This is a genomic window from Burkholderia cenocepacia (assembly GCF_014211915.1).
GTDB classification, from domain to species: domain Bacteria; phylum Pseudomonadota; class Gammaproteobacteria; order Burkholderiales; family Burkholderiaceae; genus Burkholderia; species Burkholderia orbicola.
This window is the reverse complement of the sequence record NZ_CP060039.1, coordinates 411,623-435,970: the sequence shown is the minus strand read 5'-3', so window position 1 is coordinate 435,970 and position 24,348 is coordinate 411,623. Positions and strand designations below refer to the sequence as shown.

Genomic DNA, 24,348 nt, shown 5'->3' with positions numbered 1-24,348 from the left:
GTCCTTACTCGATCGTTTCGATGATGCGGTTGTGGTTCGTGTAGATGCACATGTCGCCCGCGATCCCGAGCGACTTCTCGACGATGTCGCGCGGCGACAGCTCGGTGTTCTCGACGAGCGCGCGGGCCGCGGCCTGTGCGTACGCGCCGCCCGAGCCGATCGCGCAGATGCCGCCTTCCGGGTCGAGCACGTCGCCGTTGCCGGTGATGACGAGCGTGGTGGTCGCGTCGGCCGTGATCAGCATCGCCTCGAGGCGGCGCAGCATCCGGTCGGTGCGCCAGTCCTTCGCGAGCTCGACGGCCGCGCGGGTCAGGTTGCCCTGGTGCTTCTCGAGCTTCGCCTCGAAGCGGTCGAGGAGCGAGAACGCATCGGCGGTGCCGCCCGCGAATCCGACCAGAACCTGGTTGTTGTAGATCCGCCGCACTTTCCGCGCGCCACCCTTCATGACGATGTTGCCGAGGGTTACCTGGCCGTCGCCGCCGAGCGCGACCTTGTCGCCGCGCCGGACCGAAACGATGGTCGTGCCGTGAAATTGCTCCATCTGCGTTCCTTGAGAAAAACGGGGAAGAGTCGGGCGGCGCGACGCGCCGCCGCGTGAATCCGCAGTGCGCCGGGGAGCGGCCCGGCGCGCGTCCGTTTCATTTTAGGGCGGGCGCCGGGATATCAAGAGGGGAAAGCAAATCGGCCGGCGGCCGGGAGCCGGTGCCGGAAAACAAAAAGCGCGCGGCAGGCCGCGCGCTTTCGGGAAGCAGCGTGTTTGAGCGGAATACCGCTCGATCAGTCGCCGAACAGCTTCTGGCGCAGCTCGCGGCGCTCCTGCGCCTCGAGCGACAGCGTGGCGGTCGGACGCGCGAGCAGGCGCGGAATGCCGATCGGCTCGCCGGTTTCCTCACACCAGCCGTAATCGCCGGAATCGATGCGGGCGAGCGACTGCTGAACCTTCTTGAGGAGCTTGCGTTCGCGATCGCGCGTACGCAGCTCGAGCGCGTGCTCTTCCTCGATCGTCGCGCGGTCGGCGGGATCGGGGACGATCACCGTCTCGCGCAGGTTCTCGGTCGTCTGGCCTGCATTCTTGAGGATGTCCGCCTGCAACTGTTCGAGCCGATTTTTGAAGAAGGCGAGCTGATCCTCATTCATGTAATCCTTGTCGCTCATCTTCAGGATTTCGGCTTCGGTCAAGAGTTTCTTCGTCATCTGCTTGCTTCTTCAATGTGCGGCAAATCGAGAGATATTGCCTGCACTTTGGGATTACCCGCAACCGCGCTTGCAATCATTTGCGATTTGCCGCCGCGGGGCCGAAAGCCTCTGGAAAACCGGTTCTCAAATACCAGGATAGGCCTGGCGCGGATTTGCGCGCGCTGCGAACCGGTGTGCTGCGCGGCACATCGCATCGGCCGCGGCCGGGAGGCGGATTGGCGATCCGGCGCGGTTGCGATGCCCGGAAAACTGGTTCAGCAAGAACCGGGCCTGTTTGTTGCCGTACTCCAGCGGGCACGTATTGTAACTGAATCGCAAGCGGGCGCCGTATCGGGTCGATCCCCGTCGGCTGCGCCAATATCTAGAAAATATAACGCGCAAATCGCGAAAAAGCGATGACGGCGAAACCCTGCCCGGAAAAGGCGCCGCGCGACCGCCGCGGCCGCCGGTGCGGGCGGCCGGGCAGCGGGCGCACGGCGGGCGCCCGCGCGGATCAGGCGAGGCAGGCGTCGAGGCCGTCGGTGATCAGGTCCTGCGGCAGGTCGACGCCGATGAACACCATCTTGTTGGTCTTCTTCTCGACCGGCAGCCACTTCGCCGCGAGGTCGCTGCCCATCATCTGGTGCACGCCCTGGAACACGACCTTGCGGTCGACGCCCTTCATGTACAGCACGCCCTTGTAGCGCAGCATCCGCTCGCCGTAGATCTGCAGGATGCCGCCGAGGAAGTCTTCCAGCTTGTTCGGGTCGAACGGGCGGTCGTTGCGGTACACGAACGACTTGATCTTGTCGTCGTGGTGCGCGTGGTGATGATTGTGGTGGTGGCCGTGGTCGTGATCGTGCGCGCATTGGCCGTGATCGTGGTCGCAATTCGCGTGATCGTGATCATGGTCGTGATCGTGATGATCGTGCGCGTGATCGTCCTCGGCGAGGAAATCGGGATCGATCTCGAGCTTCGCGTTCAGGTTGAAGCCGCGCAGGTCGAAGATTTCCTTGATGTCCGCTTCGCCGAAATTCACGACCTTGATCGCGGCCTTCGGGTTCATGTGCATCAGGCGGTGCTTGAGGCCCGCGACGGTCTGGTCGTCGACGAGGTCCGACTTCGTGATGAACAGGCGGTCGGCGAAACCGACCTGGCGCTGCACCACCTCGTGTTCGTCGAGCTGCGCGTTCGCGTGCTTCGCGTCGACCAGCGTGATGACCGCGTCGAGCAGGAAATCGTCGGCGATTTCGCTGTCGATGAAGAACGTTTGTGCGACGGGGCCCGGGTTCGCGAGGCCGGTCGTCTCGATCACGATGCGGTCGAAGTCGAGCTTGCCTTCGCGCTTCTTTGCGGCCAGATCGCCGAGCGCGCGGGCGAGGTCGCCGCGGATCGTGCAGCAGATGCAGCCGTTGCTCATCTGGATGATCTGCTCGTTCGAATCCTGCACGAGGATTTCGTTGTCGATGTTCTCTTCGCCGAACTCGTTCTCGATCACGGCGATCTTCATGCCGTGCTGTTCGTTCAGGATGCGCTTGAGCAGCGTCGTCTTGCCGCTGCCGAGGAAGCCGGTGAGGATGGTGACGGGAGTGGCCATGTCGGTCGCCTGTGGTTCGTGAATCGGGGTCAAAACCAGGATGTGCGTCGCGCCCTCGCGCTGCGAGCCGGGGCGCACAACCATCCATTGAAACATACCTGTCAAGCCCCCGCCCGTCGTCCGAACGACAGGCTGGGGCGCTGCGCCGCCAACGGAGGGCGGGCGCGGTAGTCCGCGCTAGATCGGGGCGATCAGACGATTTGCAACAGCAGGCCCTTCAGATATTCGCCTTCCGGGAACGCGGCGAGCAGCGGATGATCGACGCCCGCGCCGAGCCGCTTCAGGATGCGTGCGTCGACCTTTGCGTCGGCCGCGGCGCCCGCGACGATCTTCTGGAACAGGTCCATGTCGATCGCGCCCGAGCACGAGTACGTGAACAGCAGGCCGCCCGGACGCAGCAGCCTGAAACCGCTCAGGTTGATGTCCTTGTACGCGCGCGCCGCGCGATCGACGCTGTCGCGGGTCGGCGCGAACTTCGGCGGATCGAGCACGATCAGGTCGAATCGCTCGCCTTCGTCGACGAGGCGGCGCAGCGTCTTGAACGCATCGGCGTCGAGCCAGGTCGCGCGTGCCGCGTCGAAGCCGTTGGCCACGACGTTCTGCTGCGCGAGCGCGAGCGCGTCGCCCGACGAATCGATCGACACGACGCGTTTCGCGCCGCCCTTGAGCGCCGCGAGCGAGAAGCCGCCCGTGTAGCAGAAGCAGTTCAGCACGTCGCGGTCGGCCGCGTACTGCGCGACGAGCGCGCGGTTATCGCGCTGGTCGACGTAGAAGCCCGTCTTGTGGCCGTTCGGCACGTCGACGTGATAGCGCACGCCGTTTTCGTTCGCGATCAGCGTCGCGGGCGGCGCGTCGCCGGCCAGCACGCCGGTCGTCTGTTCGAGCCCTTCCTTGTCGCGGATCGACACGTCCGAGCGCTCGTACACGTTCGGGCAGCCGGTCGCGCCGGTGAGCGCCGCGACGATCGCGTCCTTCCACGCTTCGACGCCTGCGGCCATGAACTGGCAGACCAGCTGGCCGCGCGGCGCCGCGCCGGCTTCGGCGGTATCCGCGACGTAGTAGTCGACGATCAGCCCCGGCAGCCCGTCGGCTTCGCCGAACACGAGCCGCACCGCGCCGGTGCCCGACACCATCGTCGTGCGGTGCGCGACCGCGCGCTGCACGCGGCGCTTGAAGAACGCGTGATCGATCGGCTCGTGCTCGTCGAAGCTCCATACCCGCACGCGGATCTGCGACTGCGGGCTGTACGCGCCGCGCGCGAGGAAGCGGCCGTCGTGCGCGCGCACGAGCACGGTCGCGCCGGGCGCGGGCTTGCCGTCGACGCGGTCGATCGCATTGGCGTAGATCCACGGATGGCGGCGCAGCAGCGATTTTTCCTTGGACGGCTTGAGGGTGACGGTTTGCATGATGAGATCGAAATGGGCCGCGCGCGACGCCGGCCGGTGCCGGCCGCCGCGCGTGGCGGGTAACACGGGATGCGCGTCAGTCGCGCTTCTTCGCGCGCGGATGCGCGCTGTCGTAAATCTTCGCGAGATGCTGGAAGTCGAGCGACGTATAGATCTGCGTCGCGGCGACGCTCGCATGGCCGAGCAGTTCCTGCACCGCGCGCAGGTCGCCGCTCGACTGCAGCACGTGCGTCGCGAACGAGTGGCGCAACACGTGCGGGTGGACGTTGGCGGGGATGCCGGCGGCGAGCGCCGCGCGCTTCACGCGCTCGCGCACGACGCCCGGCGACATCCGGTTGCCGCGCACCGACACGAACAGCGGATGCGGATCGTGCTTCACGAATTCGCCGCGCACCGCGAGCCACGCGTTCAGCGCGTCGATCGCCTTGCTGCCGACCGGCACCTTGCGCTCCTTGTTGCCCTTGCCGCGCACGGTGACTTCGGCTTCGGCGAGATCGAGCCAGCCGGCCGAGCGGTAGCCGTCGGCCTGCGTGTACCGGACGTCGAGCCCGACCAGTTCGGCGAGGCGCAGCCCCGACGAATAGAACAGCTCGAGGATCGCGTGGTCGCGGATGCTTTCGGTCGTGCCGGCGAGCGGCGCGTCCATCAGTGCGACCGCATCGTCGACCGACAGCGCCTTGGGCAGCGATTTCTCGCGTTTGGGCGCGCGTACCCCGGCGACGGGATTCGCGGGCATCTCGACGCGTTGCGCGAACCAGCGATAGAACGCACGCCATGCGGAAAGGCGGTGCGAGATCGAGCGCGCGGACAGTCCGGCCGCGTGCCCGCGCACGACCGCGCCGCGCATGTCGGCGGCGGTCAATGCTTCGAGCGGCCGGCCGGCCGCGAGCTTCTTCAGTTCGTCGAGTTCGTGCGTGTACGCGCGCAGCGTGTGTTCCGACAGCTGCCTGACGTGCTTCAGGTTCGACAGGTAGGCGGCGATCGGATCGTCGGTCATCGCGTGCGGCGGATCAGTGCGGCAGCAGGCGCGTGAGCGCGGCGCTCGCGAGCGTCGCGATCTGCGCGAGGAAGTCGGTGGCCATCCCGTCGTGGAAGCGGCGCGGATCGGGCGAACCGAGGACCAGCAGGCCGAACGCGGGTGCATCGCTGCCGGCGAGCGGCGCGCGCAGCGCGAGCAGCGCGACCGACGCGGCCGAGCCGTCGCCGGCCGGCGCGGCTTCGACGCCTTCCGCTGCGTTCGCGGCCGGGGCAGCGAGTGCGGGCGCGAGCCACTGGGCGGCTTCGAAGCCGGTGTTCGCGCCGCAGTACGGCGTCGACAGGCCGTTCGTGAACAGGCGCACTTCCTCGCCGACCTGGCGCGCGAAGTCGGCTTGCGCGTAGGTGTCGGCGACGTCCCACACGCGCAACGCCGTCTGCGGCACGTCGAACACGTCGGCGATGCCGTCGGCGATCGTGCGCGGCAGCGCGTACGGATCGCGTTCCGCGATCACGCGCGCGGTCCAGCGGCTGAACTTCGCGGACAGGCTGTCGTTCTCGTGGCCGTAGCGCACGAGCTCGGCGAGCCGGCGCTCGAGATGCTTGTTCTTGTCGCGCAGCATCTCCATCTGCCGCTCCTGCAGCGAGATCGCGGCCTTGCCGTGCGGGTTCGCGAGACGGATCGTCGCGAGCAGCTCGGCGTGCTGCGCGAAGAATTCGGGATTGGCGAGCAGGTAGTCGGCGACTTCGCGATCGTTCATGTGGCGGGAGCGTTCAGTTATCAGGGACGTTGCAGGGTCAGGCGTTCAGGTCGATCTCGCCTTCGAACACGGTCGTGGCGGGGCCGGCCATCATCAGCGCGGCGGCTTCGTCGCGCGCGCCGTCCCAGCCGATCGTCAGCGTGCCGCCGTGCGTGTGCACGGTCACGGGCGAATCGAGCAGGCCGCGCCGGATGCCGGCCGCGACCGCCGCGCACGCGCCGGTGCCGCACGCGAGCGTCTCGCCCGCGCCGCGTTCGTACACGCGCAGCTTCACTTCACGGCGCGACACGATCTGCATGAAGCCGGCGTTCACGCGCTGCGGGAAGCGCGCATGGCGCTCGATCAGCGGGCCTTCTTCCAGCACCGGATACGCTTCGACGTCGTCGACGACCTGCACCGCGTGCGGATTGCCCATCGACACCGTCGAAATCCAGCGCGTCGCGCCGCCCACGTCGAGCGGCCACAGCGTGTCGCGGCCTTCCTGGCGGCCGTCGAGCCCCGCTGCGTCGAACGGCACTTGCACCGGCGCGAACACGGGCGCGCCCATGTCGACGACGACTTCGCCGTTGTCCTGCAGCGTCAGCGTGATCAGGCCCTTCATCACCTGCACGCGCACGCTGCGCTTGTCGGTCAGGCCGCGGTCGCTGACGAACTTCACGAAACAGCGCGCGCCGTTGCCGCAGTGTTCGACCTCGCCGCCGTCGCAATTGAAGATCCGGTACTTGAAATCCGCCCCGTCGACGGTCGGTTTCTCGACCAGCAGCAACTGGTCGGCGCCGATGCCGAAGTGGCGGTTGGCGAGTGCGCGCACCTGCGCTTCGGTGAGCGGCGGCAGCGCGCGCGAGTAGCCGTCGAGCACGACGAAGTCGTTGCCCGCGCCGTGCATCTTGGTGAACGAGAGTTTCACTGGGTCCGGAATTCCATGGCGAACAAGGCGGTCGGCACGACACGGGCGGCCGGCGGCCATGCCGGGGCAGCGTCGTTCGTCGTGCTGATCTCAACCGCAAATGATACATGCAGGCGACGGGGGCGTCCTGCGCGGGAACGGTGCTTCAGGTTGCTCCTGCGGGCCGGGCAGGCGGCATCTGTCGACTGGTCGACTGGTCGGGTACGTGGCGAGCGGACAAATTGGCAGGGTGTGGCGGGCGTAGCGGAGGCGGCACTGGCGGTGCGTGCCCGAATACACGACGAAGGCATGGGCGACCCGGACGAGCGTTTTCGTACGGGTCAAATTGACGAGGAAATCAAGTGATTCGTATAGTCTGGCTACACACATCCGGGCCATGCTGTCGACGTCGCGCTCGAGTGTGGGAGGTCCATGATCAAGTCGTGGGTACACAAGGGACTGGAAGCGTTTTTCGTCACCGGGAGCAAGGCGGGCATTCGGCCGGATCATGCGCCCCGGCTGCGGCGCATGCTGGCGCGTCTCGATGTCGCTGGCGCGCCGCAGGACATGAATGTGCCTGGCTGGCGTTTTCACGGCCTCGCTGGCGGGCTGGACGGATATTACGCCGTCGGCGTCAACGGCAACTGGCGGCTGACATTCGGATTCGAGGGCCGCGACGTCGTTCTGGTCGATTACCAGGACTACCACTAAGGTGATTCAAGCCATGACCCGCATCTTCAATCCACCCCATCCGGGCGAAACGCTGCGCGACGACGTGCTGCCGGCGCTCGGTCTGACCGTCACCGAGGCCGCGTCGCAACTTGGCGTGACCCGTGCCGCACTGTCGCGGGTCCTGCACGGCCATGCCGGCATCTCGCCGGAAATGGCGTTGCGGCTCGAAGCGTGGCTCGGCGAGGAAAACGGGGGAAGGGCCGATCTGTGGCTCGCGCAGCAGTCGGCTTACGATCTGTGGCAGGCGCGCGCTAAGGGTGCGCCTAAGGTGGCAAGAGCACAGGCGCGCACATGACGGCGCGCCCGCATGTCTCGCGGCAGGGTCAGTACAGGCTCGGCTCGCCCGGCGGGCGCGTCTTGAAACGCTTGTGCACCCAGTAATACTGCTCGGGCATCAGCGGAATCTGCTCCTCGAGGAATGCGTTCATCCGCCGCGCATCGAGATCGTCGTCGCCGGTCGGGTAGTGATCCCACGGCTTGAATACCTTCAGACGGTAGCCCTTGTAGTTCGGCAGCACTTCGCCGATGAACGGCACGACCTGCGCGCGGCCCGTCTTCGCGAGCCGGCCGACGGCCGTCAGCGTGCAGGCCGGCACGCCGAAGAACGGGACGAACGTCGAGTTGCGCAGCCCGTAGTCCATGTCCGCGCCGAGCATCACCGGCTTGCGGTCGCGCAGCCAGCGCAGCACGACGCGCGCGCTGTCCGCGCGGCCGACCATCTCGGCGTCGAAGCGCCCGCGCGCCTTCTTTGCCTCTTCCTCGAGCACCGCGTTCGAGAACGGCTGGTACAGCGATCCGCAGCGACGCTGCAGCGAACGGTTCAGCCAGATCGAACCGGCCTCGATGCCGACGAAGTGCAGGCCGAGGAACAGCGTCGGCGGCAGGTCGGGATCGGTGAGATCGACCGCGCTGTCGACCTGGATCAACTTCGCGAGCTTCTTCTCCGAGCCGAACCATTGCACGCTGCGCTCGACGTAGCTGCGGATCGCATGACGGAAATGCCGGCCCGCCACTTCCTCGCGCCGTTCGTCGCTCCAGTCCGGGAAGCAGAGTTTCAGATTCGTATGTACGATGCGCTTTCGCCGGCTGGGGATCTGATACAGCAGCCAGCCGAGGCCATCGCCGAACCGTGCGGTCAGACCGTACGGCAGCAGGGCGAGCAGCTTCAGCAAGCCGATGGCGAGGTGCGTGCCGAGGCGGCCTAGCATGCGGAATCTCCGTAGGGCCGGCTGGCCGGTACGTTGCGAACAGGGTGGTAAGACAGCGGACGATGCAGCACGGGTGGCGCTCTGTGACAATTCAGGAAAGCCGCTATAATACGGGCTTCGCCGAGTTAACTGACAACTTGCGGGGCGAAGCCGGCTGGCGCGACACACGCTGCCCGGTCCTGGTAATCCGCTAAAGCGTCGCCGCTTCAGGCCCAACGAAGCTGGCTACGTGAAACCAACCGTAACCACACAGGAGCCTGAAAAAGTGGCAAACGATTATCTCTTCACGTCCGAATCCGTCTCCGAAGGCCATCCGGACAAAGTCGCGGACCAAATCTCGGACGCGATTCTCGACGCCATCCTCGAGCAGGACAAATACTCCCGCGTTGCGGCGGAGACGCTGTGCAACACGGGTCTCGTCGTGCTGGCCGGTGAAATCACCACGACGGCCAACATCGATTACATCCAGATCGCGCGCGATACGATCAAGCGCATCGGCTACGACAACACCGACTACGGCATCGACTACAAGGGTTGCGCGGTGCTCGTCGCGTACGACAAGCAGTCGCCGGACATCGCGCAGGGCGTCGATCGTGCACACGACGACAACCTCGACCAAGGCGCGGGCGACCAGGGCCTGATGTTCGGCTATGCGTGCGACGAAACGCCGGAACTGATGCCGCTGCCGATCTACCTGTCGCACCGCCTCGTCGAGCGCCAGGCCAGCCTGCGCCGCGACGGTCGCCTGCAATGGCTGCGTCCGGACGCGAAGTCGCAGGTCACCGTCCGCTACGTCGACGGCAAGCCCGATTCGATTGACACCGTCGTGCTGTCGACGCAGCACGCACCGGACATCGAGCTGCCCGCGCTGCGCGAAGCGGTGATCGAGGAAATCATCAAGCCGACGCTGCCGGCCGAGCTGATCAAGGGCGACATCAAGTTTCTCGTGAACCCGACCGGCCGGTTCGTGATCGGCGGCCCGCAGGGCGATTGCGGCCTGACCGGCCGCAAGATCATCGTCGATACCTACGGCGGTGCCGCACCGCACGGCGGCGGCGCATTCTCGGGCAAGGATCCGTCGAAGGTCGACCGTTCGGCTGCGTATGCCGGCCGTTACGTCGCGAAGAACATCGTCGCCGCCGGCCTCGCGTCGCGCGCGCTGATCCAGGTGTCGTACGCGATCGGCGTGGCCGAGCCGACCTCGGTGATGGTCAACACGTTCGGCACGGGCCGCGTGTCGGATGCGGTGATCACGAAGCTCGTGCGCGAGCATTTCGACCTGCGTCCGAAGGGCATCATCAAGATGCTCGACCTGCTGCGTCCGATCTACGAGAAGACCGCGGCTTACGGCCACTTCGGCCGCGAAGAGCCGGAATTCTCGTGGGAAGCAACCGACAAGGCGCTCGCGCTGGCCGAAGCGGCCGGCGTGGAGCCGACGGCACGCGTCGCGTAAGCGTCGTTCGCCTGAAATGAAAAACCCCGGCCTAGCCGGGGTTTTTTTATGGGTGTCGATCGTCGCGGCAACGGCGGCGATCGATGCGGGCCATGCCCGCCGGTACCTGATCAGCGTGCGCCGAACCCGAACCAGCCGTTGCTCGCCGCGAGGCGGCGCGGACGGTTGACGCGGCGCTGCGGGCCGAGCTTGCGGCGCAGCGCGAGCGCGCGCAGCGACGACGGTTTCTGCAGCAGCGAACGCAGGCCGGCGCGGCGGGCGAACGCCTGTGCGCTCATCATCGAGAAAAATGCGTGGAACCACGCACGGATGCCGTCCAGCCGGCTGTGCGTGTGCGTACGTTCGGCCAGCGCCTGCGTGCGGGCGCGGTGATGGCGCAGCGAACGGGCAGGAGCGGACGGCACGACGCGCTTCGCAGCGCGGTTGAAACGGGAAGTCAGACGGAATGGCATGTGAACGATGCTTCGCTTGTATGGGTGGCGCCCTGAAGAGCGCACTGGTATCAACGGCCTCGGATGGCACAACGGATCTTACCTAAACCCGTCGCGCGCCGCGCCCGCCAGAATTGACAGGCCGCGTCAGGCTACAGGGGTTTCGTGACCGGCAAAAGTCGCGATAAACCCTTGTGCAGCAAGGGGTGTGCCGCATACCGCCTGTCGCTCAGGCAGGTGCCGCGCCGCACAGTTCCCTTGCGCTGGATCAAATCCGCGATTGGCATGCCCCTGCGCACGACAATGGTGCTGTTCGCGGTATCCGGCGCCGATTTACAATCGTCACATTCACACAATAAACGTCTGGCATCCCATGTCGTCTCCATTGCAGTCGGAATCGATCCGCGCGCAAGTCGCGGAATTGCGCGAGCGCGGCTTCGTCGTCGCGCGCGGCCTCGTCGGCGAAGCGCAGTGCGCGGCGCTCCGGCAGATCGCGGAGCGCCAGTTGCGGGAGGCCGCCGAGCCGATCGAGTTCGAGGCCGACCTCCGCTACCCGGGCGCACCCGAATCGAAGCATGCGCCGGGCGGGCATACGGTGCGACGACTGCTCGATGCGTATTCGCGCGATCCGGCGTTTGCCGAGCGCGCGATCGCGCCCGAAATCGGCGCGTGGATGCGCGAGTATTTCGGCGAGGAGCCCGTGCTGTCGCGTGCGCATCACAACTGCATGATGACGAAGCACCCGGCGTACGGCAGCCTGACCGGCTGGCATCGCGATTTCCGCTACTGGGCGTTCGAGCGGCCGGACATGGTGTCGGTGTGGCTCGCGCTCGGGCCGGAAACCAACGAGAACGGCGCGCTGTGGCTCGTGCCGGGTTCGCATACGGCCGAATTCGGACCGGAAGCGTTCGATGACGCGAAATTCTTCCGCAGTGATCTGCCGGAGAACCGCAGGATGATCGACGCGGCGACGTGCCCGTCGCTGCAGACGGGCGACGTCGTGTTCTTCCACAGCAACACGCTGCATTCGGCCGGGCAGAACCGTTCCGACCAGGTGAAGTTCTCGCTCGTGTACACGTACCACGGCGCAAGCAACCGGCCGGTGCCCGGCACGCGCTCGGCGTCGAAGCCGGAAGTGCAGTTCTAGGCCGATCGGCGGCCGGCGAAACTGCGGCGATCACGCGATGCGGTGCATCGCGGGCAAGTGAAACGACGGGCGGCCTGGCCGCCCGTTTCGTTTGGCGCGGCTCGCGCGCGTGATGTCGGCACGACGAGCCGGTTGCCATAGGCCGGATAGTCGACCGAGCCGCTCTCGATGCGATCGCTAGCCGTGCGCGCGTCGCGCTGCGATCAGCGCTTGCCGCCCGGCATCGCGAGGCCGATCAGGCCGACGAACGATGCGACGGCGCCGCCGACGATCAGCAGGATCGTCTTCGTCGCCGGCGAGCCGGTGAAGAAGCGCGACACGTTGTCGTTGATCGAATGGAACGACTGGCCGCCGAAATACAGCAGCACGACGCCGCCGACGAGCAGTGCAACCGAGATGACCCGGGACATACCAACCTCGCTGAAACGGTGATTCGAGACGCCGCAGTGTAGGCGAGCGCCGCGGTCGCGTCCATCGTCGCGCCGCCGTGCGTGATCCGGCCGCTTTCGCTACCATAGTCGTCGTATGACTCCTTCGCCGCCGTCGCGTCATTGGCGCGGCCGGCGCGCGTCCCTTTCCCCGATGTCCTGACGGAACAGACTCATGGCCTACGAAGCAGCTTCCGAACGTTATGCCGGCATGCAATACCGCACCTGCGGCAAATCCGGGCTCAAACTGCCCGCCCTGTCGCTCGGCCTGTGGCACAACTTCGGCGATTCGACGCCGATCTCGACGCAACGCGAGATCCTGCGCACCGCATTCGACCTCGGCATCAACCACTTCGACCTCGCGAACAACTACGGGCCGCCGTACGGTAGCGCCGAGATCAACTTCGGCCGGCTGCTGAAGGAGGATTTCCGCCCGTATCGCGACGAACTGCTGATCTCGACGAAGGCCGGCTGGGACATGTGGCCGGGGCCATACGGCAGCGGCGGCGGGTCGCGCAAGTATGTGCTCGCGAGCCTCGACCAGAGCCTGCAGCGGATGGGGCTCGACTACGTCGACATCTTCTATTCGCACCGTTTCGACGCGCATACGCCGCTCGAGGAAACGGCGGGTGCGCTGGCGTCGGCCGTGCAGCAGGGCAAGGCGCTCTACATCGGCATTTCGTCGTATTCGGCCGCGAAGACGCGCGAGATGGCCGCGCTGCTCGCGCAATACAAGGTGCCGCTGCTGATTCACCAGCCGTCGTACAACATGCTGAACCGCTGGATCGAAGAGGATCTGCTCGGCACGCTCGACGACGTCGGCGCGGGCAGCATCGCGTTCACGCCGCTCGCGCAGGGTTTGCTCACGTCGAAGTACCTGAACGGCGTGCCGGCCGACGCGCGCGTGAACAAGCCGGGCGGCGGCTCGCTGAAGGAGGATCACCTGAGCGCGGACAACCTCGAGCATGTGCGCAAGCTCAACGCGATCGCCGAACGGCGCGGGCAGAGCCTGGCGCAGATGGCGCTGGCGTGGGTGCTGCGTAACGGCCGCGTGACGTCCGCGCTGATCGGCGCGAGCCGGGCGGAGCAGGTGCGCGAGAACGTCGGCGCGTTGCAGAACCTCGAATTCTCGGCGGAGGAACTCGCGGAGATCGATCGTTACGCGACGGAAGGCGGCATCAATCTGTGGGAAAAGCCGTCCACCGATCAGGCGATCTGAGCGGAAGTCGATACGGCATGCGAAACATCGCGTGCCGGGTCCGACGTGCACGCGGTACGTCGCATCGCTGCGGTGCAGCGATGCGCGTCGCGCACGGCCTGCGGCGCTAGATCAGCGCAGGCAGGCCTTCAACGAGCAATACCGCGACGCCGACGCCGAGAATGACGCCGAGTACGCGCAGCAGGTTGTGACGGAATTGAGTGGCGCACGGCACCGCGCCGAGAAATAGCGCTCCGGCCAGCGCCATCGGAATCAACAGGATGAAGTCGCCGATCGTGAAGTAGGTCGTCATGCGTGTCTCCAGTGTCGACCGAAGTGGGCGCTTCAGTGCTTGCGTTGGCGGCTCCATCCCTGCGGGATATCGGCCTGAAACGGCACGCATGCGCTCACCCCGGCCCCATGCCGGGTGTTTCTAGTTGGGTCCGGCCCGTTACGCGCAGGCCGGTCAATTCGAGTATAGGCAACCGGCGGCGTTTTTCGCTATCCGAACCATTAAAAATCAGCGGAAAGCCCGAGAATTCCGCGTTTTTCGGGCAAACAAGACGAACGCCTTGCACGCATCTTTCCCGTTCCTTTCGATTTGCGCGGAATCGTCGTATGTGTCCGATACGGGCCGCCGCACCCGCGGGCGCGGCGGCCCGTCTACTCACGCGCGGTCGGGTTGCGGACGGGCGGCCGGCGCGCGGAACACCAGCGCGAGCCCCGCGATGATCGCGCCCATGCCGGCGAGTGCGAGCGGTTCGGGCCGGTTGCCGAGCCACACGGCATCCATCAACGTGGTGACGACGGGCACGAGATAGAACAGGCTCGTCACGTTGACGAGATCGCCGCGCTGCATCAACCGGTAGAACAGCAGTTGCGCGATCACCGAAATCACGATGCCGAGCCACAGCAGCGGCACGACGAACGCCCAGCTCATGTCGAACGACACCGGCCGGAACGGCACGATCGCGACGCACAGCGCGAGGCCGATCGCGTTCTGCAGCGGCAGCACGTCGGCGGGCGCCGCGCGTACGCGCTTTTGCAGCAGCGAGCCGACGGTCAGCGCGACGAGCGCCGTCAGCGCGCACGCGATGCCGGCCGCCGACAGGCCGCCGGTTCCGCCGCTCACACCACGGCCCACGACGAGCGCGAGGCCGGTGAGCGACAGCGCGAGCCCGGCGATACGCACGGGTTGCCAGCGACGCTCGACGATCGCGAGCGTGAGGATCGGCTGCACGCCGAGTATCGTCGCGAGCACGCCGGGCGCGATGCCGCGCTCGAGCGCGAGCAGGTAGAAGATCGAATAGCCGCCCATCATCAGCAAGCCGGTCAGCGCGGCCATGCGCCGCTCGCCGCGCGTCGGCAGCCAGCGTTTGCGCATGAACGCCAGCGCGAGCAGCACGAGCGATGCGAGCGCGAAACGGGCAGTGAGAAAGGCGAACGCGGACGCGTGACGCAGACCGAGTTCAGCGAAGATCGCGCCGCTGCTCCACAGCAGCACGAAGAGCGACGTCGCGCCATGCGCGGCGAGCGCGCGTTTGAACGAAACCATATGAATCCACCTGTCGAACGGATCGAAACGTTCCATTCGCGCGCGGCAACGTGCCGTGCGTCACGACGCACGCACCTACAGCCAGCGGGGCGAATGGAAGACGAAAACGAAAAGCCGGCGAGTCAGCCGGCGCGTGCCGCCGGAGGGGCGGCGCGGCGCAGACGAGCGGCGGTGCGACAGGAGGAGGAAGGACCGACGGATGCACGCACGCCTGCGGCCGCGCGTCGAACTGCGGCCGGGATTTTGCGAGGGCGGACGTGAGCGGATACATCGTGCCGGGGTGCGGTTGAACGCGAATGAAAGCTTAAGGTACCGCAAGGCAGCCATCGAGCGCAACTCTTGTCGGCGGCTGCATATCGCGAGCGACGTCGTGCGTCGATGCAAGCCGATGCCGGTACGCACGCAAGCGTTCGACGAACGGTGGAAGGCGATCGACATGCGACGCACGCGACGTGATTCTGGTCGGTCGCGTGCAGTGTTCCGATGATTCGGCAGCGGCGAAGCGAAGCGGCACGCGCGTTGCGTCAATCATGTGCGTGCGGCGCCGCCGGGCGGTTTCGGCGGGCAGTCACATTCGACAGGGTATGATGGGGGTAACCGGGTGGGCAAGTACATGCCCGGCGCAGTGGTTGATTGGAGACATTCGACGAATTCGCGGCACTTCGCCTGCTTCTTCTTCTTTTCGCGCTTCGATAAACCGTGAACAATGGGATCACGCGCAACGCTCCGCCGAGAGCGGCGCGGATCGCGCATTTGCCGGCTCGCCAGCGGGCCGGGTTTCAAGATTCAAGAGTGGGGAACCATCATGCATATCGGGTCGATCGTCTGCACTACCCATATCGCGGTGCCGAAAGGCGCGCGCGGCATCGTCCAGCGCATCCTGGGCGACATGGCCATGGTGACCTGGTACGCGGGCGTGCCGGGTGAGTCGAAAGAACTCAACACCGAACCGTTCTTTCTCGAGGACCTGATCGACACCGGCGAATCCGTTCTGCCGGCCGGCGCGGCGCTTCACTAAGCACCGGACGCTCGTCTTTCGGTCCGGCAGGCGGCACAATGCGGGGCATGACAGACGCCACTTCCGCTCCCGCTTCTCCCGCCAGCCCGCCGTTCGCCGGCCTCACGCCCGAGTGCGTGCTCGACGCGCTCGACAGCGTGCTGATGCCGGCCGGCCTGCGCACCGACGGGCGCCTGCTCGCCCTCAACAGCTACGAAAACCGCGTCTACCAGGTCGGTATCGAAGACGGCCCGCCGGTCGTCGCGAAGTTCTATCGTCCGGCGCGCTGGTCGGACGACGCGATTCTCGAAGAGCATGCGTTCGTCGCCGAACTCGCCGCGCGCGAGATTCCGGCGGTACCCGCGCGAGCCTTCGACGGCCGCACGCTGCACGCGTTCGACGGTTTCCGCTTCTCGATCTTCGAGCGGCGCGGCGGCCGCGCCCCCGATCTCGACCGCAGCGACACGCTCGAATGGCTCGGCCGCTTCATCGGCCGCATTCATGCGGTTGGCGCGACGCAGCCGTATGTCGCGCGTCCGGTGCTCGACATCAATACGTTCGGCTACGAGCCGCGCGACTATCTGCTCGCGCACGATTTCATTCCGGATGACGTAAGACCGGCGTACGCGACCGCGGTTGCGCTCGCGCTCGAAGGCGTCGAGGCTGCGTTCGAGCGCGCGGGCGAGATTCGCCTGCTGCGCACGCACGGCGACTGCCATCCGAGCAACGTGTTGTGGACCGATGCCGGCCCGCATTTCGTCGACTTCGACGACAGCCGGATGGCACCGGCCGTGCAGGATCTGTGGCTGCTGCTGCCGGGCGATCGCGAAGGCGCGTCGCGCGCGCTGGCCGACCTGCTCGCGGGCTACGAGGATTTCTGCGAATTCGAGCCGCGCGAGCTGCATCTGGTCGAAGCGCTGCGCACGCTGCGGCTGATCCACTACGCGGCGTGGCTCGCGCGGCGCTGGGACGATCCGGCGTTTCCGGCCGCGTTCCCGTGGTTCAACACGCATCGTTACTGGGAAGCGCGCGTGCTCGAACTGCGCGAGCAGATCGGCGCGATGCAGGAAGGGCCGCTCTGGCCCGTGTGACGGCTGCGTGCGCGGCATCCATGCCGCGTGGCAGGTTGGACAGGGCCGCGACGCGACGCGTGTGGCCCGCCGGGCTCAGAACTTCAGCATCAGCTTGATCAGCGCGGCGAAGCGCTTGCCGTACGGCGGCGCGAGCAGGTTGCGCGCGTTCAGCCGTGCCTGCGTGAGCACCGGCTTCATCTTCGAGAATGTCACGAAGCCGTCGTAGCCGTGATACGCGCCCATGCCGCTCGCACCGACTCCGCCGAACGGCAAGCTGCCGCATGCGATGTGCATCAGCGTTTCGTTGATCGAGACGCCGCCCGAGATCGTTTCGCGCATCACGCGGTCGATCGTGCCGCCATCCTCGTCGAACAGGTACAGCGCAAGCGGACGCGGGCGTGCATTGACGTACGCGATCGCTTCGTCGAGCCGTTCGTACGGCACGAGCGGCAGCAGCGGCCCGAAGATTTCCTCCTGCATCAGTTGCGACGCGGCCGGCACCTGCGTCACCGCGCACGGCACGAAGCGACGCGACGCGGGATCGGACTGCGCGTCGGACAGCGGATGCAGCTGCGCGCCGGCCGCCTGCGCGTCGCTCGCGAGTTGCTGCAGGCGTGCGTAGTGGCGCGGCGACACGATCGTCGTGTAGTCGCCGTTGGCCGACAGGTCCGGATACAGCTTCGCGAAGCGGGTTCGCGCGCGCTCGATGAACGCGCCTTCCATCCCGCGCGGCAGCAGCACGTAGTCGGGCGCGATGCAGGTCTGGCCGGCGTTCAGCGTCTTGCCGGCGACGATCGCGTCGACGGCCGCGTCGAAGCGCGCATTCGGGCCGACAATCGCCGGCGACTTGCCGCCGAGCTCGAGCGTGACGGGCGTGAGGTTGTCGGCGGCCGCGCGCATCACGTGGCGGCCGACCTGCGTCGAGCCGGTGAACAGCAGATGGTCGAACGGTAGCGCGCTGAACGCGGCGCCGACTTCCGCATCGCCGTTCACGACCGCGACGTGGTCGCGCGTGAAGGTCTTGCCGATGAGCTGCTCGAACAGCGCCGACGTGCGCGGCGTCAGTTCGGACATCTTGATGATCGCGCGATTGCCGGCGGCGAGCGCGCAGATCAGCGGGCCGGCCGCGAGCAGCACCGGGTAGTTCCACGGCACGACGATGCCGACCACGCCGAGCGGTTGCGGAATCACCTTCGCGCGCGCCGGGCGCAGCCACTTGTTCATCGGCTTGCGGATCGGCTTCATCCAGCGCTTGCCGTGCTTCAGCGCGTCGTCGATCTCTTCCTTGGCCATCCAGATTTCCGACAGCAGCACTTCCTGCTTCGCGCGATGGCCGAAATCGGCGCTGATCGCGTCGGCGAGCGCATCCGCGTGATCGATCAGCATCGTGCGCAGCGCGCGCAGGTGCTGCGCTCGCGTGTCCCATGCCGGGTACGGCGCGCGCAGGTACGCCGCACGCTGGTCGTGCAGCAGCGACGTCAGCGCGTCGACCGACGGCAATGCTTGCGGGGCCAGTTCGGGCAGGTCGTTCTTCATGTCGTCTCCTCCAGTTGGGCCTGGCTGATCGGCCGGCCGTCACGCCGCACGCGCACGCTCGGCGAGCGCGGCGACGCGGATCGGGTGATGCATGTCGCCCGGCACGGGGCCGGATGCGACGGGTGTTCGAAAACCGGTTGCCGCGCGCGGCAGGCGTCGTATCCGCGCGACGGTGTCCGGGTCCGAAAGTCATGCCGCACGGCAGGCGCGCACGATCCGATATGGTGACGAGCAGGCACGCGATGCCGTCTTGCGCACGCCGGTCGGCGCACCGCGGCAGCGCAGCGCGACGTAGCCACGACGGCGGGTCGCCGCGCATCGTGCCACGGCGCCGACACACCGTCCAAACGGTCGGCGATGACACGTGCCGTTCGATTTCGACCGACTGCGCGCATCGCGCCGTGGATCGTCGCGCGGGCCGCCGTTTGAAATGAAATGCGGGCCGCGCGCGTGACTTTCGGATCACTTGGTCGACACGCGGCCTGCAGGATCTTGCGCTGCATCGTCGTTCCTCCCGTTTCGCGACGAATCGGCTTCTCGTGGCCGGCGCATCGCGCGAAGCGCATCGATACATCTTAAATTTAGTTCACGCGGGCGTTTAGAGGAATCGCTCTCGAATCGGCGCGCCGCGCACGGCGCGGCCATTCCTACAATGCCCGAACACAAGAGGGGACGCGGTCGCGCGGCGGTGCCGGGCGCCTTCCATGACACGACGGAGACGTGACATGCAATACGACTACATCATCGTCGGCGGCGGTTCGGGCGGCTCGAGCCTGGCCGGCCGTCTCGCCGATGCCTGCCCCGATGCGACGATCGCGCTGATCGAGGCCGGCTCGCATACGGAGCGCAACCTGCTCGTCAACATGCCGGTCGGCATCGCGGCGCTGGTGCCGTACAAGCTCGGCACCAACTACGGCTACGAGACGGTGCCGCAGCCGGGCTTGGGCGGCCGGCGCGGTTACCAGCCGCGCGGGCGCGGGATGGGCGGCTCGAGCGCGATCAACGCGATGATCTACACGCGCGGCCACCCGGGCGATTACGACGAGTGGGCGCAGCTCGGCGCGACGGGCTGGGGCTGGCAGGAGGTGCTGCCGTATTTCCGCCGCGCGGAAGGCAACGAGCGCGGCGCCGACGCGTGGCACGGCGCGGACGGCCCGTTGACCGTTTCCGATCTGCGCTTTCGCAATCCGTTCTCCGAACGATTCATCCAGGCCGCGCATGCCGCCGGCTATCCGCTGAACGACGACTTCAACGGCGCGACGCAGGAAGGCGTCGGTTTCTATCAGGTCACGCATCGCGACGGGGCGCGCTGCAGCGTGGCGCGCGCGTATATCTACGGTCGCAACCGGCCGAACCTGCACGTGATCACCGATGCGACGGTGCTGCGCGTGGGCTTCGACGGCAAGCGCGCGGTCGGTGTCGTGGTGTCGCGCAACGGGCGGGTCGAGACGTTCGGCGCGCGCGCGGAAGTGGTCCTGTCGGCCGGCGCGTTCAATTCGCCGCAACTGCTGATGTGTTCGGGGATCGGCCCGGCCGAGCAACTGCGCCGGCACGGGATCGCGGTCGTGCAGGATGCGCCGGACGTCGGCACGAACCTGATCGACCACATCGACTTCATCATCAACACGCGCGTGAATTCGTCGGAGCTGGTCGGCGTGTGCCTGCGCGGCATCGCGAAGATGACGCCGGCGCTCGCGCGCTATTTCTCGAGCCGCACGGGGATGATGACGAGCAACGTCGCGGAGGCCGGCGGCTTCATCAAGAGCGATCCGTCGCTCGAGCGTCCCGACTTGCAGCTGCATTTCTGCACGGCGCTCGTCGACGACCACAACCGCAAGATGCACTGGGGCTTCGGTTATTCGCTGCACGTGTGCGCGCTGCGGCCGTTCAGCCGCGGCACGGTCGCGCTCGCGAGCGGCGATGCGCGCGACGCGCCGCTGATCGATCCGCGCTTCTTCAGCGATTCACGCGACCTCGACCTGCTGGTGCGCGGCACGCAGGCGATGCGCCGCATCCTGTCGCAGGCGCCGCTCGCATCGCAGGGCGGGCGCGAGTTGTACACGCGGCCGGATCAGAGCGAAGCGGAGCTGCGCGCGACGATCGTCGCGCATGCGGACACGATCTATCACCCGGTCGGCACCTGCCGGATGGGCTCGGATGCGCGCGCGGTCGTCGATCCGCAACTGCGCGTGCGCGGCGTCGACGGGTTGCGCGTGGTGGATGCGTCGGTGATGCCGACGCTGGTCGGCGGCAACACGAATGCGCCGTCGGTGATGATCGGCGAGCGCGCGGCGGACTTCATCGTCGCCACGCGCAAGGGTGGCGTGCCGCGCGGCGAGGCGGCGGCCGCCGTGCACGGCCGCTAGGCGCGGCGCGCACACGGCACGGCGGCGCCCATGCTCAGGCAAACGTATCGACGAGGCCGGCGCGGCTCGCGCGTGCGGCGACCGGTGCGGATTGCGCGGCGTCGACGGGTGCATCGACGGCTGACGGTCCGCCGTTCCCGCGCCGCGACGGCTGGCCGTAGGCGTTGGTCTGCTGCGGGTTTTGCTGCTGTTGCTGCGAAGCGAGGCCGCCGTCGCTGACGGTCGCGCTGCCGAGTCCGAGCCCGCCCGCTTCCATCGCCTCGCGCAGCTTCGGCAGCGCGGCTTCGACCGCGTCGCGCACCTGCGCGTGCTGCGACACGAACAGCGCGTGCGCATGGTTGTCCGCGACGCGCAGCACCACTTGCAGCGGCCCGAGATCGGGCGGGTTGAGCGTCAGCTCCGCGCTCTGCTGGTGCGCATTCGACAGGAACACCACTTTCTGGCTCAGTGCGTCCGTCCAGTCGGCCGTGCCGACGTGCGGCGCGAGCGCGTGTGCGTTGGCGGCGGCAATCGCGCCGGCGGCCGGCGACAGTTGCAGGTTCGCCTGTGCCGCGGCGGCGGCCGTGGCGCCGGCTGCGAGCGTCGCGCTGGCGGCCGGGTCCGTCGCATTGCCGGCCGCCGCGAGCGCGTGCTGGGCGCCGGACTGCGCGTTCGCGTCGGCCTGCAGCGTCTGCGGCGTGACCTGGGTCGGCGTCTGCTGGGTGGCGAGCGTGCCTTTCGCGTCGGCGAGCGTGCGGTCGAACGTCGGCACTTTCGGCGTCAGCGGCGCGGCGGCGTTCGACGCGGTCGCTGCCGGCGCCGTCGGCGTGGCGGCGGCGCTCGTGCCGGTCGCCGGCATCGTGATCGCGCCCGCGCCGCCCGTCAGCTTGGCGAGCGCCGCTTGCAGCGCGTCGCGGCTCGATGCCGGGTCGGTCGGCTGGGCGGTCGCATCCTTGGCCGCATGATCGGCGAGCGTCGCCGTGGCGTCCGGCTGGCCGGATACGGCCGTCTTTTGCGCAGTGACGGCGGCGGCAGCCGCGGCAGCGGTCGCCGCGTCGGCCGGCGTCGCGGGGTCCGGGCGCGCCTGCAGTTGCGCCTGCACGGCCGCGGCGGCCGCGAGGGCGGCGCCATCGGGATTGGCGGTGGCGTTCGCGGTCGTGTCGTCGGTCGTCTTGTCGTCGTCGGTGCCGGACGGTTTCGTGCCGGCGGCCGGCTTCGACGCAGCCGGTTTGGTCGACACGTCCGGCGTACCGGCGTTGGCCGTATCGCCGCGCGTGGCGACGCTTTGCTTGAGCGTCTGCGCGAACGGCACGGCGCTCGTGGCGGCCGACGCGTCGTTGGCGGCGGACGCACCCGAGCCGCGGGCGGCCTTGAGTGCGGCGCCGGCGGTGTCGAGCAGCGCGCCGAGCAGGGGCAGGGGAGGCATGACGGTTCTCTCGTTCGAAGGCGGTGGTCGGTTACGACGAACGGGCCGCGTCGGCCCGCATGCGCAGGATCTTCGCGGCATGTTCGTCGGCGTCGCGCTGTTCGCGCCGGGCGTCGCGCTGCGCTTCCTGCGCGACGCCGCGCGCCTGCAGGATTTCATACGAGCCGACGGTACGTTTCTTCTGCTGCCAGTTCGGGCGCGCCTCGTCGATGCGGACTTCGGCCGCGGCGAGCACGCTGCGCTGCTGCGCGATCGCGGCATCGAGCGTGTCGATGAACGCCTGGAAATTGCGCCAGTTGCCGGCCGGCATGCCGCTCTGCGCGGATTGCGCGAAGCGCGCGTGATATTCGTCGCGATAGCGCAGCAGTGCGTCGAGCTGTTCGGCCGCCGCGGTGCGGTCGCGCTGCGCGGTGCCGAGCTGCTTCGCGGCCGAATCGAGGTCTTCCTGCGCGCGGTCGAGCAGCAACTGAAGGGGAAAGCCGTGGGCCATCGGGATCAGCCTCCGTAAGCGTCGAACAGCGCATCGAGCGCGGTGAGGCTCGATGCGAACGGCGCGCATTCGCGAAAGCCCTGCTGCAGGAACGCTTCGATGCGCGGGTAGAGCGCGATCGCGCGGTCGAGCTGCGCGTCGCGGCCCGGTGCGTAGGCGCCGACCGCGATCAGGTCGCGATTGCGCTGGTAGCGCGACAGCATCTGCTTGAACTGCCGTACGTGGTCGAGATGCGTTTCGTCGATCAGCGCGGTCATCGCACGGCTGATCGACGCCTCGATGTCGATCGCGGGATAGTGGCCGGCCTCGGCGAGCGCGCGCGACAGCACGATGTGGCCGTCGAGGATCGCGCGCGCCGAATCGGCGATCGGGTCCTGCTGGTCGTCGCCTTCGGTCAGCACCGTGTAGAACGCGGTGATCGAGCCGCCGCCTTCGGGCCCGTTGCCGGTGCGCTCGACGAGCGCGGGGAGCTTCGCGAACACCGACGGCGGATAGCCTTTCGTCGCGGGCGGCTCGCCGATCGCCAGCGCGATCTCGCGCTGCGCCATCGCATAGCGCGTCAGCGAATCCATCAGCAGCAGCACGTGCTTGCCCTGGTCGCGGAAATACTCGGCGAGCGACGTCGCGTACGCGGCGCCCTGCATCCGCAGCAGCGGCGACACGTCGGCCGGCGCCGCGACGACGACCGAGCGCGCGAGCCCGTCCTCGCCGAGGATCTGTTCGATGAATTCCTTCACTTCGCGGCCGCGTTCGCCGATCAGGCCGATCACGATCACTTCCGCGCTCGTGTAGCGCGCCATCGTGCCGAGCAGCACCGACTTGCCGACGCCGGAGCCGGCGAACAGGCCCATCCGCTGGCCGCGGCCGACGGTGAGCAGCGCGTTGATCGCACGCACGCCGACGTCGAGCACGTGGTGGATCGGCTCGCGATCGAGCGGGTTGATCGACGGCGCTGACAGCGGCGCGTCGACTTTCGACGCGAGCGGGCCGAGGCCGTCGAGCGGGCGGCCCGACGCGTCGACGACGCGCCCGAGCATCTCCCAGCCGACCGGCAGCCGCTTCGCGCCGGCGAGCGGATCGGTGACGGGCGCGCTCTCGCGCGGCCATACGCGTGCGCCGGGCAACACGCCTGCGACGTCGGTGGTCGGCATCAGGAACAGTCGGTCGCCGGCGAAGCCGACGACTTCGGCTTCCGCGTGCGGCAGCGTGCTGCCGGGCGGCAGCTCGATCGTGCATTCGGCGCCGACCGACAGGCGCAGCCCGATCGCCTCGAGCACGAGGCCGGCCGCGCGCGTGAGGCGTCCGCACGGCCGCAGCGGCAGCGCGCGGTGGCTGCGCGCGGCGAGCCCGTTCAGGTGCGTGTGCCAGTGCGCGAGATGCGGATTGTGCGGCGCGCGCGGGGCGGCGTCGGCGGCTTCGGATGCTGCGTGCGGCGTGGCGTCGTCCGCGGCATCGTGCGCGGCCGCCGGCCCGAACGACGCGAGCGCGAGCTCGCGTTCGAGCGGCGTCATGCCGTCGTGCGCGAACG

Annotated in this window: 24 protein-coding genes; 8 read left to right on the top strand and 16 right to left on the bottom strand. The window is 67.8% G+C overall.

The window, feature by feature from the left end; all coding sequences use genetic code 11:
* Positions 1-4: 4 nt before the first annotated feature.
* The 7 genes from hslV to dapF form a co-directional block, all read right to left on the bottom strand.
* The gene (gene hslV, locus SY91_RS02040; protein ID WP_023477631.1) at positions 5-541 is read right to left on the bottom strand and encodes an ATP-dependent protease subunit HslV; all 537 of its coding nucleotides are present in this window, start codon (positions 539-541) and stop codon (positions 5-7) included.
* 236 nt (positions 542-777) lie between these two features.
* Complete coding sequence (gene dksA, locus SY91_RS02035) at positions 778-1,194, bottom strand: RNA polymerase-binding protein DksA (protein WP_006477498.1); 417 nt, start codon at positions 1,192-1,194, stop codon at positions 778-780.
* Between the two features lie 496 nt (positions 1,195-1,690).
* On the bottom strand, positions 1,691-2,773 hold the full coding sequence (locus SY91_RS02030; RefSeq protein ID WP_023477633.1) for a CobW family GTP-binding protein: 1,083 nt from the start codon (positions 2,771-2,773) through the stop codon (positions 1,691-1,693).
* 191 nt (positions 2,774-2,964) lie between these two features.
* Complete coding sequence (locus SY91_RS02025; RefSeq protein ID WP_011546461.1) at positions 2,965-4,179, bottom strand: class I SAM-dependent rRNA methyltransferase; 1,215 nt, start codon at positions 4,177-4,179, stop codon at positions 2,965-2,967.
* Positions 4,180-4,255: 76 nt separating this feature from the next.
* A complete protein-coding gene (gene xerC / locus SY91_RS02020; protein WP_023477636.1) occupies positions 4,256-5,176 on the bottom strand; it encodes a tyrosine recombinase XerC in 921 nt (306 codons plus the stop codon).
* A 13-nt stretch (positions 5,177-5,189) separates the two neighbouring features.
* On the bottom strand, positions 5,190-5,915 hold the full coding sequence (locus SY91_RS02015; RefSeq protein WP_023477637.1) for a DUF484 family protein: 726 nt from the start codon (positions 5,913-5,915) through the stop codon (positions 5,190-5,192).
* A 37-nt stretch (positions 5,916-5,952) separates the two neighbouring features.
* Positions 5,953-6,822, bottom strand: coding sequence for a diaminopimelate epimerase (dapF, locus tag SY91_RS02010; RefSeq protein ID WP_023477638.1), 870 nt, complete (start codon positions 6,820-6,822; stop codon positions 5,953-5,955).
* Between the two features lie 411 nt (positions 6,823-7,233).
* Between dapF and SY91_RS02005 the strand changes: the two genes are divergently transcribed.
* Together SY91_RS02005 and SY91_RS02000 are read left to right on the top strand one after the other, a co-directional pair.
* Positions 7,234-7,512, top strand: a complete 279-nt coding sequence (locus tag SY91_RS02005) for a type II toxin-antitoxin system RelE/ParE family toxin (protein WP_023477640.1) — start codon at positions 7,234-7,236, stop codon at positions 7,510-7,512.
* A gap of 13 nt (positions 7,513-7,525) precedes the next feature.
* Positions 7,526-7,828 (top strand): HigA family addiction module antitoxin, encoded by a 303-nt coding sequence (locus SY91_RS02000; protein WP_012329419.1) that lies wholly within the window; start codon positions 7,526-7,528, stop codon positions 7,826-7,828.
* Positions 7,829-7,856: 28 nt separating this feature from the next.
* Here the strand turns inward: SY91_RS02000 and lpxL are convergent, their stop codons facing one another.
* Entirely contained in the window at positions 7,857-8,741 is an 885-nt protein-coding gene (lpxL, locus tag SY91_RS01995; RefSeq protein ID WP_006477506.1) for a lauroyl acyltransferase LpxL, read from the bottom strand.
* A 265-nt stretch (positions 8,742-9,006) separates the two neighbouring features.
* Between lpxL and metK the strand changes: the two genes are divergently transcribed.
* Complete coding sequence (gene metK, locus SY91_RS01990) at positions 9,007-10,194, top strand: methionine adenosyltransferase (protein WP_011546455.1); 1,188 nt, start codon at positions 9,007-9,009, stop codon at positions 10,192-10,194.
* Between the two features lie 110 nt (positions 10,195-10,304).
* Here the strand turns inward: metK and SY91_RS01985 are convergent, their stop codons facing one another.
* Positions 10,305-10,646: a hypothetical protein gene (locus SY91_RS01985; RefSeq protein WP_006477508.1), complete on the bottom strand. Its 342-nt coding sequence runs from the start codon at positions 10,644-10,646 to the stop codon at positions 10,305-10,307.
* A gap of 352 nt (positions 10,647-10,998) precedes the next feature.
* On the opposite strand from SY91_RS01985, the gene SY91_RS01980 reads away from it, so the two are divergent.
* Positions 10,999-11,772 carry a phytanoyl-CoA dioxygenase family protein gene (locus SY91_RS01980; RefSeq protein ID WP_011694438.1) on the top strand — a complete coding sequence of 258 codons (774 nt, stop codon included), beginning with the start codon at positions 10,999-11,001 and terminating at the stop codon, positions 11,770-11,772.
* Between the two features lie 203 nt (positions 11,773-11,975).
* On the opposite strand, the gene SY91_RS01975 is transcribed toward SY91_RS01980, so the two are convergent.
* Positions 11,976-12,182: a DUF3185 family protein gene (locus tag SY91_RS01975; RefSeq protein WP_006477510.1), complete on the bottom strand. Its 207-nt coding sequence runs from the start codon at positions 12,180-12,182 to the stop codon at positions 11,976-11,978.
* Positions 12,183-12,375: 193 nt separating this feature from the next.
* Here SY91_RS01975 and mgrA point away from each other — a divergent pair, with 193 nt between their 5' ends.
* A complete protein-coding gene (gene mgrA / locus SY91_RS01970; protein WP_011546453.1) occupies positions 12,376-13,419 on the top strand; it encodes an L-glyceraldehyde 3-phosphate reductase in 1,044 nt (347 codons plus the stop codon).
* Between the two features lie 106 nt (positions 13,420-13,525).
* Here the strand turns inward: mgrA and SY91_RS01965 are convergent, their stop codons facing one another.
* On the bottom strand, positions 13,526-13,711 hold the full coding sequence (locus SY91_RS01965) for a hypothetical protein (protein WP_006482800.1): 186 nt from the start codon (positions 13,709-13,711) through the stop codon (positions 13,526-13,528).
* A gap of 354 nt (positions 13,712-14,065) precedes the next feature.
* The gene (locus SY91_RS01960) at positions 14,066-14,953 is read right to left on the bottom strand and encodes a DMT family transporter (RefSeq protein ID WP_043888522.1); all 888 of its coding nucleotides are present in this window, start codon (positions 14,951-14,953) and stop codon (positions 14,066-14,068) included.
* A gap of 805 nt (positions 14,954-15,758) precedes the next feature.
* Here SY91_RS01960 and SY91_RS01955 point away from each other — a divergent pair.
* Together SY91_RS01955 and SY91_RS01950 are read left to right on the top strand one after the other, a co-directional pair.
* Positions 15,759-15,971: a hypothetical protein gene (locus tag SY91_RS01955; protein ID WP_006477514.1), complete on the top strand. Its 213-nt coding sequence runs from the start codon at positions 15,759-15,761 to the stop codon at positions 15,969-15,971.
* A gap of 47 nt (positions 15,972-16,018) precedes the next feature.
* On the top strand, positions 16,019-17,041 hold the full coding sequence (locus SY91_RS01950) for a serine/threonine protein kinase (protein ID WP_027812642.1): 1,023 nt from the start codon (positions 16,019-16,021) through the stop codon (positions 17,039-17,041).
* Between the two features lie 75 nt (positions 17,042-17,116).
* Here the strand turns inward: SY91_RS01950 and SY91_RS01945 are convergent, their stop codons facing one another.
* Positions 17,117-18,559: a coniferyl aldehyde dehydrogenase gene (locus SY91_RS01945; protein WP_006477516.1), complete on the bottom strand. Its 1,443-nt coding sequence runs from the start codon at positions 18,557-18,559 to the stop codon at positions 17,117-17,119.
* A 725-nt stretch (positions 18,560-19,284) separates the two neighbouring features.
* On the opposite strand from SY91_RS01945, the gene SY91_RS01940 reads away from it, so the two are divergent.
* A complete protein-coding gene (locus SY91_RS01940; RefSeq protein ID WP_023477645.1) occupies positions 19,285-20,925 on the top strand; it encodes a GMC family oxidoreductase in 1,641 nt (546 codons plus the stop codon).
* Between the two features lie 34 nt (positions 20,926-20,959).
* On the opposite strand, the gene SY91_RS01935 is transcribed toward SY91_RS01940, so the two are convergent.
* Genes SY91_RS01935 through fliI form a run of 3 tightly spaced genes read right to left on the bottom strand, consistent with a single transcriptional unit; the run spans position 20,960 to position 24,331 of the window.
* The gene (locus SY91_RS01935; protein WP_185921038.1) at positions 20,960-22,330 is read right to left on the bottom strand and encodes a flagellar hook-length control protein FliK; all 1,371 of its coding nucleotides are present in this window, start codon (positions 22,328-22,330) and stop codon (positions 20,960-20,962) included.
* Between the two features lie 31 nt (positions 22,331-22,361).
* On the bottom strand, positions 22,362-22,820 hold the full coding sequence (gene fliJ / locus SY91_RS01930; protein WP_027806593.1) for a flagellar export protein FliJ: 459 nt from the start codon (positions 22,818-22,820) through the stop codon (positions 22,362-22,364).
* A gap of 5 nt (positions 22,821-22,825) precedes the next feature.
* Complete coding sequence (gene fliI / locus SY91_RS01925) at positions 22,826-24,331, bottom strand: flagellar protein export ATPase FliI (RefSeq protein ID WP_409557527.1); 1,506 nt, start codon at positions 24,329-24,331, stop codon at positions 22,826-22,828.
* Positions 24,332-24,348 lie beyond the last annotated feature (17 nt).

Excerpts from the sequence above, each read along its gene's own strand:
- hslV (WP_023477631.1), bottom strand. The coding sequence starts at position 541 with ATGGAGCAATTTCACGGCACGACCATCGTTTCGGTCCGGCGCGGCGAC.
- dksA (WP_006477498.1), bottom strand. The coding sequence starts at position 1,194 with ATGACGAAGAAACTCTTGACCGAAGCCGAAATCCTGAAGATGAGCGAC.
- SY91_RS02030 (WP_023477633.1), bottom strand. The coding sequence starts at position 2,773 with ATGGCCACTCCCGTCACCATCCTCACCGGCTTCCTCGGCAGCGGCAAG.
- SY91_RS02025 (WP_011546461.1), bottom strand. The coding sequence starts at position 4,179 with ATGCAAACCGTCACCCTCAAGCCGTCCAAGGAAAAATCGCTGCTGCGC.
- xerC (WP_023477636.1), bottom strand. The coding sequence starts at position 5,176 with ATGACCGACGATCCGATCGCCGCCTACCTGTCGAACCTGAAGCACGTC.
- SY91_RS02015 (WP_023477637.1), bottom strand. The coding sequence starts at position 5,915 with ATGAACGATCGCGAAGTCGCCGACTACCTGCTCGCCAATCCCGAATTC.
- SY91_RS02005 (WP_023477640.1), top strand. The coding sequence starts at position 7,234 with ATGATCAAGTCGTGGGTACACAAGGGACTGGAAGCGTTTTTCGTCACC.
- SY91_RS02000 (WP_012329419.1), top strand. The coding sequence starts at position 7,526 with ATGACCCGCATCTTCAATCCACCCCATCCGGGCGAAACGCTGCGCGAC.
- lpxL (WP_006477506.1), bottom strand. The coding sequence starts at position 8,741 with ATGCTAGGCCGCCTCGGCACGCACCTCGCCATCGGCTTGCTGAAGCTG.
- SY91_RS01985 (WP_006477508.1), bottom strand. The coding sequence starts at position 10,646 with ATGCCATTCCGTCTGACTTCCCGTTTCAACCGCGCTGCGAAGCGCGTC.
- SY91_RS01980 (WP_011694438.1), top strand. The coding sequence starts at position 10,999 with ATGTCGTCTCCATTGCAGTCGGAATCGATCCGCGCGCAAGTCGCGGAA.
- SY91_RS01975 (WP_006477510.1), bottom strand. The coding sequence starts at position 12,182 with ATGTCCCGGGTCATCTCGGTTGCACTGCTCGTCGGCGGCGTCGTGCTG.
- mgrA (WP_011546453.1), top strand. The coding sequence starts at position 12,376 with ATGGCCTACGAAGCAGCTTCCGAACGTTATGCCGGCATGCAATACCGC.
- SY91_RS01965 (WP_006482800.1), bottom strand. The coding sequence starts at position 13,711 with ATGACGACCTACTTCACGATCGGCGACTTCATCCTGTTGATTCCGATG.
- SY91_RS01960 (WP_043888522.1), bottom strand. The coding sequence starts at position 14,953 with ATGGTTTCGTTCAAACGCGCGCTCGCCGCGCATGGCGCGACGTCGCTC.
- SY91_RS01955 (WP_006477514.1), top strand. The coding sequence starts at position 15,759 with ATGCATATCGGGTCGATCGTCTGCACTACCCATATCGCGGTGCCGAAA.
- SY91_RS01950 (WP_027812642.1), top strand. The coding sequence starts at position 16,019 with ATGACAGACGCCACTTCCGCTCCCGCTTCTCCCGCCAGCCCGCCGTTC.
- SY91_RS01945 (WP_006477516.1), bottom strand. The coding sequence starts at position 18,559 with ATGAAGAACGACCTGCCCGAACTGGCCCCGCAAGCATTGCCGTCGGTC.
- SY91_RS01940 (WP_023477645.1), top strand. The coding sequence starts at position 19,285 with ATGCAATACGACTACATCATCGTCGGCGGCGGTTCGGGCGGCTCGAGC.
- SY91_RS01935 (WP_185921038.1), bottom strand. The coding sequence starts at position 22,330 with ATGCCTCCCCTGCCCCTGCTCGGCGCGCTGCTCGACACCGCCGGCGCC.
- fliJ (WP_027806593.1), bottom strand. The coding sequence starts at position 22,820 with ATGGCCCACGGCTTTCCCCTTCAGTTGCTGCTCGACCGCGCGCAGGAA.
- fliI (WP_409557527.1), bottom strand. The coding sequence starts at position 24,331 with ATGACGCCGCTCGAACGCGAGCTCGCGCTCGCGTCGTTCGGGCCGGCG.